Genomic DNA, 13,539 nt, shown 5'->3' with positions numbered 1-13,539 from the left:
CGCGTTAAACCGGTCAACTCCGGCTGATTTCCCCAACACAGGCAGATACATGTTCTTCGCTTCCGACAATTGGGCAGGCGCCCATCCCAATATCGTTGCCGGCCTGTCGGCCGCGGCCGGCGGCTTTGCCACCGCCTATGGTGACAGCGCCCTCGACGAGGCGGTTTATCAGCGCTTCAGTGAAATTTTCGAACGCGAGGTCGCGGTGTTCTTCGTGGCAACCGGCACCGCCGCCAATTCGCTGTCGTTGACCGCTTTCAACAAGCCGGGCGGCATTTCCTTCGCTCACCGAGAATCGCATGTCATCGAGGATGAATGTGGCGCGCCGGAGTATTTTTCCGGCGGCTCGCGGCTGCACGCCGTCGACGGTCCCCTAGGCAAGATCGACCCGCCCAATCTGGGCAGGGCGATCGGCCGTTTCGCAAGCGAGGTCGTTCATTGGGGCCGGCCGATGGCGGTCTCGATCACCCAGTCGACCGAGGTCGGCACCGTCTATGGTCTCGACGACATTGACGCGATCTCGGCCATCGCCAAACAGCATTCCGTGCCACTGCACATGGATGGCGCCCGCTTTGCCAATGCGCTGGCCGCGCTTGACACCACGCCGGCCGAAATGACCTGGAAACGCGGGGTCGATGTCCTGTCCTTCGGCGGTACCAAGAACGGTTGCTGGTGTGCCGAGGCGATCGTGCTGTTCGACCTCGACCGTGCCAAGGAATTGGCCTTCCTGCGCAAGCGTGCCGCACAGCTGCTTTCGAAGTCGCGTTTCGTCGCGGCGCAGTTCGAAGCCTATTTCAAGGACGGGCTGTGGCTCGACACCGCCAGGCATGCCAATGCCATGGCCGCGCGCCTGGCGGCGGCGATCGAGGATTCGGCCACGGCAAAGCTCGCTTGGTTGCCGCAGGCTAATGAGGTGTTCGCGGTGATCGAGAAAACCGAAGCAGACAGGCTGCAGGCGGCAGGCGCGGCCTTCTATGACTGGCACAGGCCGCATGGTTTTGACGGCCATATCGGCGAGGACGAACTGCTCTATCGCTTCGTCACCAGCTTTGCCACGACGACTGAGGAAGTCGACCGCTTTGGCCAGCTGATCGCCGGATAACAGTCAATCTTCGGACAAAAAAGCGGCGCCTCGCGGCGCCGCTTCCGTCTCGGGAGGAGACTTTAGATTTTATGCGGTCGTCAGGCTGCCGTCTTGGCCTCGATCTGCTTGGCCTTGGCCGGAGCCGAGGTGATCGCGATCTTGCGCGGCTTCAGCTCTTCGGGAATGTTGCGCTTGAGGTCGACGAAGAGCAGGCCGTTCTTCAGCGCGGCGCCGACGACTTCAACGTGATCGGCAAGCTGGAAGCGGCGCTCGAAGGCCCTGGAGGCAATGCCGCGATAGAGCAGTTCGGAACCCTCGCCGGTGCCCTCGTCCTTGCGCTCGCCCTTCACGGTCAGCACGTTACGGTGAGCTTCGATCGAGATTTCCTCGTCCGAGAAGCCGGCGACGGCCATCGAAATCCGGTAGGAATCCTCGCCGGTGCGCTCGATGTTATAGGGCGGGTAGGTCTGCGCGCCGTCGGGCTGCGCAAGCGAATCCAACATGGTGAAGAGACGGTCGAAGCCGACGGTCGAACGGTAAAGCGGGGAAAAATCAACGTGACGCATGAGGTGTTCTCCTGTTGAGCAACATGGTTTGCGTATGGTCGGTGCGAAACCCGCGAGCGGCGTTTCGGGAGGACCAGCGGCCCCGATTGGCGACCGCAACCCACATCTGGGGAGCGCTCGAAAGCATTTCAAGTTTCGTTTGACGGCAAAAAAGAACGAGGCGGCCAACCTTTGATGAACGGCAGATGAACCGGTGCTTCGGCGCCCGTTCAGACAGCCCGCGCTAAAGTGGCTTTCAAGATCAAGGATTGGCGGCGCCGGATCTGCGAAGGTGCCGCAACGAGGCCGAACCGGGTGTTAACGTCCCTTCCTCCCGGATCGACAGGGGCCGGAAGCGCGCTCAAAGCCGCTTCCGGCCTGACCCGTCTCAGCCCTCAATAACCCGGATTTGCTTTGCTTTTGATGTGTTGGCGTCTATCACCGTGACGAGGCCAGCCGCGACCAGCTGGCGCGCAAGGACGCCGAGCACAAAGCGCCGAATGACGGATCTTTTCTACGACACTCCGCTCTTCCACGAAACCGAGGGCAATCCGCGACCGGAAAACGCCACCGGCGGCTTTTTCACCACGCGCGACGGCAAGAAAATACGTTATGGCCTGTTCGCGGCGGTTGCGCGGCCGATGCGGGGCACCGTGGTGCTGCTCGGCGGCCGCAACGAGTGCATTGAGAAATATTTCGAGACCATCCGTGACCTTGCCGCGCGTGGCTTTGGTGTCGCCATCCTGGACTGGCGCGGTCAGGGCGGTTCGGACAGGCTGATCCGCGATCGCCAGCGTGGCTATGTCAGGTCGTTCCGCGACTATACGGCTGACCTGGAGCAGTTCTTCGAAGAGATCGTGCTGCCGGACTGCCGCGGACCGTACTATATCCTCGCCCATTCGGCCGGCGCTGTGATCGCGCTGCTTGCCGCGCCGTCGATGGTAAACCGCGTGCGGCGCATGGTGCTGATCGCGCCGTTCCTGACATTGCCCGACCTGCCGGTCTCGATAGGGACGGTGCGCCGGATCTGTTCGGTTTTCTGCGCCCTGGGGCTCGGCTGGCTCTATGCCGCCTGGGGTCCAAGGCCGAGACATACGCTGCCCTTCGAAGCCAACAAGGTGACCTCGGATCCGCAACGCTATCGCCGTAACACGCGCATTTATGAAGAATATCCGCAAATGGCGCTCGGCGGCCCGACGATCCGCTGGCTGCAGGCGGCGGCGAAGGCGTCGGCAGCCGTCAGCGACCCCGACTTCATGGCCCGCATTCAGGTGCCGCTGCTGATCATCGCCGCCGGCGCCGACCAGGTCGTCTCGACCCGGGCGGTGGAGGCATATGCGAGAAATCTACGGCTGGGTTCGCTGTTGATGATCGACGGTGCCAAGCACGAAATCCTGCAGGAAGCCGATCTCTACCGCGAACAATTCCTCGCCGCCTTCGACGCCTTCGTCCCCGGCTCAGATGACCCGACAGCCTGACGGGCCGCGGCTCTTCCGCGAGAGGGCGTAGCTGACACTCCCTTTTTCAGGAAGGAGGCGCTGGCGGCGTTCAGGCAGACCTATGGGCGTACGCCGGCGGCATTCCAGCGGTCGAGAGCCGCCGACCGGAGGCGATGTCAGCCGCGCAGGGCAGCCATGGCGGCGGCATGAAGCTCCGGTGTCGCGGCCGCTAGAACATCGCCGCCATTCTCCGCGGGCCCACCGTCGAAGGTGGTGACGACCCCGCCTGCCTTCTCGATGATCGGGATCAGCGCCACGATGTCGTAGGGCTTCAATCCAGGATCGGCGACGATGTCGACGCTCCCCGAGGCGATCATGGCGAAGGCATAGCAATCGGCGCCATAACGGGCGAGCTGGATTTGCCGCTCGAACGCGTCATAGCGATTGCGTGCCTCGCCCTTGAACAGGGCCGGCGTTGTGGTGAACAACGTGGCCTCGGCCAGCTTCGTCGTCTTGCGGGTCGTCAGCTTGCGGGGCCCTCCCGGCCCCTCATAATGTGATCCGGAGGCGTTGGCGTAGAACAGCTCGCCGGTGAAGGGCTGCGCCATCATGCCGGCGACCGCGTCACCATCGACCGTCAGCCCGACCAGCGTCCCCCACACCGGCAGGCCGGAGATGAAGGCACGGGTGCCGTCGATCGGATCGATCACCCAGACATGCCGGCTGGAGATGTTCTCGCTGCCGTGCTCTTCGCCCAGGATGCCGTGGTCGGGATACTCAGCCGATATCAGCGCCCGGATAGCGCGCTCGGCCTCGCGGTCGGCCTGCGTGACCGGATCGAAACTGCCTTTTTCCTTGTTGGCGACCGCGCCCTGGGCGCGGAAGCGCGGCAAGGTCTCCGCCGCTGCCGCTTGCGCGATACGGCGCATGAAATCGATGCTGATGTCCAACTGATTCTCCCGCTTTGCAGCGCGCCCGAGCCGGGGCTTGCCGCGACTTCCCCGCCAAGACAAGCTTGTCTATCGATTTATCCGCCGCGACAATTGTTGCCGGAATGTCACTCCAACGTCATCGAAACGCAATTTCCACATCACTCTGAATTAAAAAAGCCTAAACGTCGCTTGACATTTGTGCGCTGCACAATACCCTCAATCTCGGACAGGGTTTCCTGTCCATGCCCTCCTTGGGCGTTTCCTCCCTAGACTTCGACCGTATCGTGCAAACGATGCGGTCTTTTTTTCACGGCCGCTCCTGGAGCGGGCCGTCCAAAGAAGCACACAAAAATCTTGGGCGGTGGCACGCATGAGACAAGGCGTGGTCTTCACTCCGCGGCCAGCGGCAGATCGATGAAATGATGGTCCGGCATCGCCATCAGGTCGGCTGAAAACCGCGTCAGGTCGTCGGCCAGCGCGTCGAAGCCGGCGGCTTTCTCGAATGTCCGCTCATTCATGTAGAGCCCGCGATTGACCTCGATCTGCAGCGCGTGCAAATGACGCGCCGGACGGCCGTAATGCTCGGTGATGAACCCGCCGGCGTAAGGCTTGTTGTGGGCAACCGTATAGCCCATCGCGGTCAACAGGCCGATCGCGGTTTCGGTCAGGGCCGCGGTGGCCGAGATGCCGAAACGGTCGCCGATGATGAAATCCGGCCGCAGCCCGTTGTCCCCGACACGGATGCTCGCCGGCATCGAATGGCAATCGATCAGCACGGCAAAGCCGAACCGGGCGTGGGTCCTGGTCAAAAGCCGCTTCAGCGTTTCGTGATAGGGCTTGTAGACGGCCTCGATGCGGGCAACCGCCTCGGCGAGCGGCAAGCGGCCCGAATAGATGTCGAGCCCCTCGCCCACCAGCTTCGGCACGGTGCCGAGCCCGCCGGCCACGCGCGCGGAGCGGATGTTGCAGAAGGACGGCACCGGCTCGGCGAACATGCGCGGGTCGAGTTCCCAGGGCTCGCGGTTGACGTCGAGATAGGCGCGCGGGAAATTCGCCGCCAGCAGCGGCGCGCCGAGCGCCACGGCGCCGCCGAACAACTCGTCGACATAGCAATCCTCCGAGCGGCGGATGGCATTGCGATCGAGCCTTGCCATGGCAAGAAAGCGTTCGGGATAGTAGCGGCCGCTATGCGGCGAGTTGAAAAGGAAGGGGACGCGCTGCTCGGCGCCCGACCGGATTTCGAAGGGTGGAAAGACCGAAAAATCCTCGGCTGCCGTCTTCAATTTGAACGAACCCGAAAACACCAGTGCATCATGGCATGAAACTGCCACCTTGCTGGCCGCATGTCCAGCATTTCGGCGGTCGTGCCGCTGGGCAAATGTGGGTCAGGCGCGTCCGCGTTCACTTGATGTTTACTCTCACCTCCTCATATACAGGATGGTTAACGGGCCTGCCCCACGGCAGTCTCCGGCGGGTGATTCGGACGGGATAACATGGCACGCATTCTTCTGGCGGAAGACGACGACGATATGCGTCGGTTCCTCGTCAAGGCGCTGGAGCGCGCCGGCTATCAGGTCAGCGATTTCGACAACGGCGCCAGCGCCTATGAGCGGCTGCGTGAGGAACCGTTCTCGCTGCTTCTGACCGACATCGTCATGCCGGAGATGGACGGCATCGAACTGGCGCGTCGCGCCACCGAGATCGATCCCGATCTCAAGGTCATGTTCATCACCGGTTTTGCCGCCGTCGCGCTGAACCCGGATTCCAAGGCGCCGAAAGACGCCAAGGTGCTGTCCAAGCCCTTCCACCTGCGCGATCTGGTCAACGAGGTCGAGAAGATGCTGCAGGCGGCTTGAACCGCCTTTCGCAAGCCGCCGGCGTCGGTCCACAGCCGCGGCGGGACGACGTGTTTTTCCTCTTTTCCTGCTATTGACGCGCCTGACCAAAAATGGTGTATGCGCGGCTTCGGATGGGCGTGTAGCTCAGCGGGAGAGCACTGCATTGACATTGCAGGGGTCACAGGTTCAATCCCTGTCACGCCCACCATCCAACCCAGATATTCGGACCTTGCATCAATACGCGAGCGTCTTGGCGCTCACCGGAATGGACGACGGGTGATCCGATCGCGAAACGCGTTTTAGGCCCCCGCGACAGCACACAGGCTTTTCATCCGCGAAATGGCAAGGTCGGGGTCGGCCAGCAATCCTGCCTGGTCGGCGAGGCGAAAGACGTCGGCATAATGGCGGATGCCGCGCGCCGACTGCATGCCGCCGACCATCGAGAAATGGTCCTGGTGGCCATTGAGCCAGGCCATGAAGACAATGCCGGCCTTGTAATATTCAGTCGGCGCCTCGAAGATTTTTCGTGACAGCGGCACGGTCGGCGCCATCAGCGCGTCGTAGCCGGTACGATCGCCGGCAGCCAGCTTCCACAGCGCGGCATTGGCGGCCGGTGCGATCGCGTCGAAAATGCCGAGCAGCGCATGCGAGTGCCGCTTGCCGTCTCCGGCGATCAGCTCGGGATAATTGAAGTCGTCGCCGGTGAACATCATGACGCCGTCCGGCAGCCGGTTCCTGAGCGCCACTTCCTTGCCGGCGTCGAGCAGCGATATCTTGATGCCTTCGACCTTGCCGGCATTGCGCTCCATGATGGCGATCACCGTATCGAGCGTGGTCTCGAAATCGTCACTGCCCCAATAGCCTTTCAAGATCGGATCGAACATGTCGCCCAGCCAGTGCAGGATGACCTTGCCGGAGGCCTGGCCCAATATGCGGTCGTAAACCAGGGCGTAATCGTCTGGCCCCTTCGCCACGGCCGCCAGCGCGCGGCTGGCCATCATGATCGCCTTGCCGCCCTGGCCTTCGATGAAAGCGAACTGCTCCTCATAGGCGGCGACCACGTCGTCGACCGTCCGGGCCTTCGACGGTGCCAGATGGTCGGTGCCCGCACCCGAGGCGAGATCGGCGCCAGCGACGGTCCGCGCCTCCGCGATTGAACGGCGGATCAATTCCTGCGCATTCGTCCAATCGAAACCCATGCCGCGCTGCGACGTGTCCATTGCCTCGGCGATGCGGAAGCCGAGCCGCCATAGATGATGACGAAACGCCATCGTCCTGTCCCAATCGACAACGGGCCGCGACCATGGATCTGTCATTCCCAGCGGATCGGCGACGACATGCGCGGCGGCATAGGCGATGCGCGAAAACCGCGCGCCGGTCACCGGCTGGACCGGCTGTCCGACAAGCGCGTAGGCTGTGCTGCGGCCACCCTCGCCAGGCAAGGCAATGTCCATGGATCTCTCCCTTTCGTGTCTCCTAAATGGAACGTTCCAATAAATCAAGAACCTTTAAGGTTTGAGATGGACGGCCAGCGATGCTGCGTTGCAACACAACGACCCCTTGGGTAGCATATCGTTTGACCACATATGACCTGCTGCTCTTGCTAGAGAAAAATCCTGATTGACTCATCCTCGGAGCAAGGATTAGAACGTTCCAATAAATTCGATTGAAAAAACCGGGGAGGATATCTGGATGGCCAGCCGGCCGAAGGCGACGATCTTCGACATCGCCCGCGAAGCAGGCGTGTCCAAATCGACGGTGTCGCTCGTGCTCCAGGGCAGCGGCCTGATCCGCCCCGAAACCGCGGTCAAGGTGCGCAAGGCGATCGAGGATGTCGGCTATGTCTATAACCGCGGCGCCGCCAATCTGCGCAAGGCCCACTCCAACGTCATCGGCATGGTCATCAACGACCTCACCAATCCGTTCTTCGCCGAGATGGCGGTCGGCATGGAGCGGGTCTTCCAGTCGGCCGGCATCGTGCCCTTCATCGCCAACACTGCCGAAAATCCGGTGCGCCAGGAAGAAGTGCTGAAGTCTCTGATGGAACAGGGCGTCGCCGGGCTCATCGTTTCCCCGGCGCGCGGCACGACGCCAGGGGCGTTCCGGCGGCTGGAAATAGCCGGTCTGCCGATTGCCTTCGCCATGCGCCGGCTGCCTGAAAGCCGCATTCCGGTGATTGCTCCCGACAATCATCGGGGCGCCTATCTCGCGACTTCGCATCTCGTCGGCAAGGGGCATCGCCGCCTGGCCTTCTTCGGCGGTTCGTCCGACCTCGTCGTTTATCATGAGCGCCTGGGCGGCTTTCGCGAGGCCTGCGAGACGCTCGGCATCGACGCCCGCGATGCGCTTATCATCGAGGGCGAAACCAACCGCAAGGGCGGCATGGCCTGTCTGGAAACGTCGCTGGCAATGGCCGAGCCGCCGACCGCGGCGCTGTGCTTCAACGATGCCGTTGCCTTTGGCGTCATGCTGGCGCTGCGCAAGCGCGGACTTGAGCCGGGCGCGGATTTCGCTGTCGTCGGCTTCGACGATGTGGTCGAGGCCGAACATTATATGCCGCCGCTGACCAGCGTAGCGGTGGACTCCGCCGGTCTCGGCGAACGCGCGGCCCACGTCATGATCAAGATGATCCAGTCGCGCACCACGCGGGCCGAGGATCATGTCGGCGCCGTCAATCTCGTGGTCAGGGAAAGCTGCGGCCCGGATCGCCGCACGCGAAAAAGGCCCGTGGCAGCGGGAACCGCGACATGAGCGTCAAATGGGGGCTGATCGGCGCCAGCACGATCGCCCGGCAATTCATGATCGATGCCATTCGCGCTCAACCCGATGGCGAGATCGCGGCTGTCATGAGTTCCAGCGCGGAACGCGCCACGGCCTATGCAAGGGAAAATGGCATTCCAGCCGCCGTATCGAATCTCGACGCCTTGCTCGGATCGGACATCGACGCCGTCTACATCTCCACCACCAATGAACTGCATTTCGAACAGGCGCTGGCCGCCGCCAAGGCGGGAAAGCATGTGCTGTGCGAGAAGCCGCTGGCGCTGACCAGCGATGACGCGCGCAAGATGGTCGCTTCGGCCAAGGAGGCTGGCATCGTGCTCGGTACCAATCATCATCTGCGCAATGCCGGCGCGCACCGTGCCATGCGCGACGCCGTTGCCGCGGGCCGCATCGGCAACCCCATTGCCGCGCGTGTCTTCCATTCCGTCTACCTGCCCGAAAACCTGCAGGGCTGGCGCATCGCCAGGCCCGAGGCAGGCGGCGGGGTGGTGCTCGACATCACCGTGCACGATGCAGACACGCTGCGCTTCGTGCTTGGCGACGATCCGGTCGAGGTTTCCGCTTTCACGCAATCCGCCGGCATGGCCGGGAGCGGGCTGGAAGATGGCGCCATGTGCGTCTGGCGCTTCAAATCGGGCCTTATCGCGCAATCGCATGAGGGGTTCACCACCAGGTTTGCCGACACCGGCTTCGAGGTGCACGGCTCGCAGGGCTCGCTCATCGCCCGCAATGTGATGACGCAGCAGCCGGCAGGCTCGGTCCTCCTGCGCACCGCCAGCGGCGAAGAACGGTTGAGCTTCGACCGCGAGAATCTCTACGCCAGGTCGGTACGCGGGTTCCATGCCGCGGTCCGTGGCGAGGGTCAGCCTTCCGCCACCGGAGAAGACGGCATCTGGTCGCTCGCCGCGGCCGAGGCGGCATTGCAATCGGCGGCTTCCGGCAAGACCGTCAAGATCGACCCGAAACTCGGGAGCATGAATTGAGCAAGGTCGTCTCATCGGCGCAGGCCGCCAGCCTGATCAAGGACGGCATGGTCGTCTCGGTGTCCTCGTCGAGCGGCCTCGGCTGTCCAGACGCCGTGCTCGCCGCGATCGGCGAACGCTTCGATGGCGAGGGCCATCCGAAGGATATCACCACGCTGCACCCGATCGCCGCCGGCGACATGTATGGCATCAAGGGCATCGATCATCTGGCGAAGCCCGGCCTCTTGAAGCGTACGCTGTGCGGCTCCTATCCGTCAGGTCCCTCCTCCGCCGAGCCGCCGCAAATCTGGAAGATGATCGGCGACAATGCGGTTGCCGCCTATAACGTGCCGTCCGGCATCCTGTTCGACATGCACCGAGAGGCCGCCGCCAAGCGACCGGGCGTGCTGACCAAGGTCGGCCTCGACACTTTCGCCGACCCGCGCCACCAGGGCTGCGCCATGAACGCCGCCGCCGCCGAGCCGATCGTGTCGGTGCAGCAATTCGACGGCGAAGAATGGCTCTACTTCCGCGCCATCGTGCCGCAGGTCTCGATCATCCGTGCCACCACGGCTGACGAGCGCGGCAACCTTACCTACGAGCATGAGGGGGCCTATCTCGGCGGGCTGGAGCAGGCGCTCGCCGCCCGCAACAATGGCGGCATCGTCATCGCGCAGGTCAAACGCGTCGTCGAGAACGGCACGTTGAAGCCGCATGATGTGCGCGTGCCGGGCGTGCTGGTCGACCATATCGTCATTGCGCCGGATCAGTTGCAGACGACGCTGACGCCCTACGATCCCGCAATCTCCGGCGAGATCTTCCGGCCGCTGTCGAGCTTCCGCAATGCCGAGATGAATGTCCAAAAGGTGATCGCGCGCCGGGTCGCCATGGAGCTTCGCGACGGCATGGCCGTCAACATCGGCTTCGGCATTTCGGCCAACGTGCCGCGTATTCTTCTGGAAGAAGGCCAGCACGGCAAGGTCACCTGGCTGATCGAACAGGGCGCGGTCGGCGGCGTGCCGTTGCTCGACTTCAAGTTCGGCTGCGCCTCCAACGCCGAGGCGATCATGCCCTCGCCGCACCAGTTCACCTATTTCCAGGCCGGCGGCTTCGACGCTTCGCTGCTCTCCTTCCTGCAGATCGACCGCCACGGCTCGGTCAACGTGTCCAGGCTTTCGGCGCGGCCGCATGTCACCGCCGGCGCCGGCGGCTTCGTCGACATCACGTCACGGGCGAAGAAGATCGTTTTTTCCGGCTTCTTCAATGCCGGGGCAAAGCTGTCGCTCGCCAATGGCGGCATCCGCATCGACGCGGAAGGCAAGGTCAAGAAAGTCGTCGAGGAGGTCGAGCACATCTCCTTCTCCGGCAAGCGCGCCGTCGCGCAGGGACAGGACATCACCTATGTCACCGAGCGCTGCGTCATGAAGCTGACGCCCGATGGGCTGATGGTGATGGAACTGGCGCCGGGCATCGACCTCGAGCGCGATGTGCTGGCGCAGGCCGAGATCCCGCTCAACGTAGCCAACGACCTCAAGGTGACGCCGGCGGCACTCTACCAGGATCGGCCGATCGGCCTGTCGCTGAATGGCGGCGCCTCGCTCGGAGGCGCGCATGGCTGAGCGCCTCGTCACCTTCGAGCAGGATGGCGCGATCGGCATTGTCACCTTGCGCCGTCCGGAAAAGTTCAATGCGCTCGATATCCCGATGCTGCGCGCGCTGGAAGCGGCGCTGGACGAGGCGGAAAGCGCTCAGCATGTCCGCGTCGTCCTCATATGCGGCCAAGGCAAGGGATTTTGCGCCGGCGGCGACGTCGAGGCCTGGGGGAGCATGAGTGCCGCCGATTTCCAGGTGCAATGGGTGCGCTACGGCCACCGTGTCTTCGACCGGCTGGCGCGGCTGCGGCAACCGACCATCGCCGTTCTGTCCGGTCATGCGCTCGGCGGCGGGCTGGAACTGGCCGTGGCTTGTGATTTCCGCGTCGCGGAAACGCAGGTGAAGCTCGGCTTCCCCGAGACCTCGATCGGCGTTGTCCCCGGCTGGTCCGGCACGCAGCGCGCGGTGCGTCGCTTCGGCGCCCAGACGGTGCGTCGCATGGCTGTCGGTGGCGAGATTTTTCTGGCGCCGGAAGCGCTTGCGCTAGGCGTCGTCGATCGCGTCGTCGAAACCGGCAAGGCGTCGGATGAAGCCAGGATCTGGGCTGAAAAAATCGCCGAACGCGGACCACTGGCCACCGAAGCCGCCAAGCTGATGATTGCGGTGGCGGAAGGCGAGGAAAGTGCCGCTGCGACAGAAGCCTTGGCCAGCGGCTTCATGGCGCTCACCGGCGATCTCAAGGCCGGCGTCGGCTCCTTCAAGACCAAGCAGAAGCCCGTGTTTTCGCGTTCGTAGGACAGAGTGGAAATCACATGAATGCACCTCTGAAGATTTCCATGCCTGCCGAGGCCTCCGTGGCCCCCAAGGCATACAAGCTTCTGATCGACGGCAAGCATGTCGATGCCCGCGATGGCCGCATGCTGGAACGCAAGAGCCCCGGCCACGGCTTCATGGTTTCACACTATGCTCAGGCGGGTGCCGCCGAAGTGGAAGCCGCGGTGCAGGCGGCGCACAGGGCCTTCGAGACCGGCCCCTGGCCGCGCATGCAAGCGTCCGAACGCGCCGCGATCCTGCTTAAGGCCGCCGACCTGATCGAGATCCGGCTGGAAGACATCGCCCGGCTCGATGCGCTGGAATCCGGCAAGCCGATCGCCCAGGCGCGCGCCGAAATCGGCGGCGCCGTCGACATCTGGCGCTATGCCGCCTCACTGGCCCGAACGTTGCACGGCGAAAGCTACGCCAATCTTGGCGATGCCATGCTGGGCGTCGTCCTGCGTGAGCCGATCGGCGTCGTCTCGATCATCACGCCGTGGAATTTCCCATTCCTCATCGTCAGCCAGAAACTGCCTTTCGCGCTCGCCGCCGGCTGCACGGCCGTGGTCAAGCCAAGCGAAATGACGTCGGCCTCGACTTTCGTGCTTGGCGATATCCTGTTGGAAGCCGGCGTTCCCGCTGGAGTCGTCAACATCCTCGCAGGTCTCGGCGCCGATGTCGGCGCGCCGATGGTCAGCCATCCGCTGGTCGAGATGGTTTCGTTTACCGGTTCCACCCGCGTCGGCAAGATGACCATGGCTGCGGCCTCGAATTCCCTTAAGAGAGTTTCGATGGAACTCGGCGGCAAGAACGGCCAGATCGTCTTCCCCGATGCCGATCTTAAAGCCGCTGCCGATGCCGCGGTATTCGGCGGCTTCTTCAACGCCGGCGAGTGCTGCAATGCCGGCAGCCGGCTGATCGTGCATGAGGCGATCGCCGACGACTTCCTGGGCGCCGTGAAGGCATTGACCGCCAGGGTAACCGTGGGCGATCCGCTCGACGACCTAACCAAGGTCGGCGCGATGATTTCGTCAGACCATCTGGCCAAGGTGACGGGTTACGTCGCGGCTGCCGCGAGTGAAGGCGGCAGTATCTACAGCGGCGGCGGGCAACGCCCTTCCAATGCCGGCCAATATCTCGATCCGACGATCTTACGCAACGTCACCGAAAACATGACGGTCGCGCGCGAGGAAGTGTTCGGGCCGGTGCTCTCGGTGCTGACTTTTGAATCGATTGAAAAGGCGTTGCGCATCGCCAACAACACGCCCTATGGTCTGTCGGCGGGTGTGTGGAGCGCCAGCATCGACACCTGCATGTCGGTGGCGCGGGGCGTGCGTTCGGGGACTGTCTGGGTGAACACGTTCATGGAAGGTTATCCAGAACTGCCGTTCGGCGGCTACAAGCAGTCGGGCTTGGGCCGCGAACTCGGCAAGCGCGCTGTTGAGGACTATACCGAGGAAAAGACAATCCAGTTTCATCGCGGCCAGCGCACCGGTTGGTGGGTCGGCTGAGTTGGGAAGAACCCGGTGGGCTGCCACCGGTCGTGTAATGC

Annotated in this window: 12 protein-coding genes and 1 tRNA gene; 9 read left to right on the top strand and 4 right to left on the bottom strand. The window is 63.4% G+C overall.

From position 1 onward, the window contains the following. Positions 1–49 precede the first annotated feature (49 nt). A complete protein-coding gene (locus LB554_RS04435; protein WP_224583296.1) occupies positions 50–1,102 on the top strand; it encodes a threonine aldolase family protein in 1,053 nt (350 codons plus the stop codon). A gap of 80 nt (positions 1,103–1,182) precedes the next feature. Here the strand turns inward: LB554_RS04435 and LB554_RS04430 are convergent, their stop codons facing one another. Beyond that, complete coding sequence (locus tag LB554_RS04430; RefSeq protein ID WP_013893124.1) at positions 1,183–1,650, bottom strand: Hsp20 family protein; 468 nt, start codon at positions 1,648–1,650, stop codon at positions 1,183–1,185. Positions 1,651–2,129: 479 nt separating this feature from the next. On the opposite strand from LB554_RS04430, the gene LB554_RS04425 reads away from it, so the two are divergent. Beyond that, entirely contained in the window at positions 2,130–3,107 is a 978-nt protein-coding gene (locus LB554_RS04425; protein WP_224583294.1) for an alpha/beta fold hydrolase, read from the top strand. A gap of 137 nt (positions 3,108–3,244) precedes the next feature. On the opposite strand, the gene hisN is transcribed toward LB554_RS04425, so the two are convergent. After that, a complete protein-coding gene (gene hisN / locus LB554_RS04420; RefSeq protein WP_224583292.1) occupies positions 3,245–4,018 on the bottom strand; it encodes a histidinol-phosphatase in 774 nt (257 codons plus the stop codon). Between the two features lie 371 nt (positions 4,019–4,389). Next, positions 4,390–5,331, bottom strand: coding sequence for an N-formylglutamate amidohydrolase (locus tag LB554_RS04415; RefSeq protein WP_140721345.1), 942 nt, complete (start codon positions 5,329–5,331; stop codon positions 4,390–4,392). A 162-nt stretch (positions 5,332–5,493) separates the two neighbouring features. Here LB554_RS04415 and cpdR point away from each other — a divergent pair, with 162 nt between their 5' ends. Then, on the top strand, positions 5,494–5,856 hold the full coding sequence (gene cpdR, locus LB554_RS04410) for a cell cycle two-component system response regulator CpdR (RefSeq protein ID WP_006199474.1): 363 nt from the start codon (positions 5,494–5,496) through the stop codon (positions 5,854–5,856). A gap of 115 nt (positions 5,857–5,971) precedes the next feature. Continuing rightward, positions 5,972–6,046, top strand: a tRNA-Val gene (locus LB554_RS04405). Between the two features lie 91 nt (positions 6,047–6,137). Here the strand turns inward: LB554_RS04405 and LB554_RS04400 are convergent. After that, on the bottom strand, positions 6,138–7,292 hold the full coding sequence (locus tag LB554_RS04400) for a dihydrodipicolinate synthase family protein (protein WP_224583290.1): 1,155 nt from the start codon (positions 7,290–7,292) through the stop codon (positions 6,138–6,140). Between the two features lie 238 nt (positions 7,293–7,530). Here LB554_RS04400 and LB554_RS04395 point away from each other — a divergent pair, with 238 nt between their 5' ends. From LB554_RS04395 to LB554_RS04375, 5 genes are read left to right on the top strand one after another with little or no spacing between them, the layout of a single operon-like run. Next, positions 7,531–8,589: a LacI family DNA-binding transcriptional regulator gene (locus LB554_RS04395; RefSeq protein WP_140875197.1), complete on the top strand. Its 1,059-nt coding sequence runs from the start codon at positions 7,531–7,533 to the stop codon at positions 8,587–8,589. Further along, positions 8,586–9,602 carry a Gfo/Idh/MocA family protein gene (locus LB554_RS04390; RefSeq protein ID WP_224583287.1) on the top strand — a complete coding sequence of 339 codons (1,017 nt, stop codon included), beginning with the start codon at positions 8,586–8,588 and terminating at the stop codon, positions 9,600–9,602. The genes LB554_RS04395 and LB554_RS04390 overlap by 4 nt, the downstream gene beginning before the upstream one ends. Beyond that, a complete protein-coding gene (locus LB554_RS04385; protein WP_140875193.1) occupies positions 9,599–11,200 on the top strand; it encodes an acyl CoA:acetate/3-ketoacid CoA transferase in 1,602 nt (533 codons plus the stop codon). The genes LB554_RS04390 and LB554_RS04385 overlap by 4 nt, the downstream gene beginning before the upstream one ends. After that, entirely contained in the window at positions 11,193–11,969 is a 777-nt protein-coding gene (locus tag LB554_RS04380; protein WP_140875191.1) for an enoyl-CoA hydratase/isomerase family protein, read from the top strand. Before LB554_RS04385 ends, LB554_RS04380 begins: the two co-directional genes overlap by 8 nt. Before the next feature lie 17 nt (positions 11,970–11,986). Continuing rightward, a complete protein-coding gene (locus LB554_RS04375) occupies positions 11,987–13,498 on the top strand; it encodes an aldehyde dehydrogenase family protein (protein WP_224583285.1) in 1,512 nt (503 codons plus the stop codon). The last annotated feature ends 41 nt before the right edge of the window (positions 13,499–13,539 follow it).

The organism is Mesorhizobium sp. CO1-1-11 (assembly GCF_020164995.1).
In the GTDB taxonomy this organism is placed as follows: Bacteria; Pseudomonadota; Alphaproteobacteria; order Rhizobiales; family Rhizobiaceae; genus Mesorhizobium; species Mesorhizobium australicum.
Note: the sequence above shows the minus strand (reverse complement) of the source record. Positions and strands in the feature narration are given on the sequence as shown.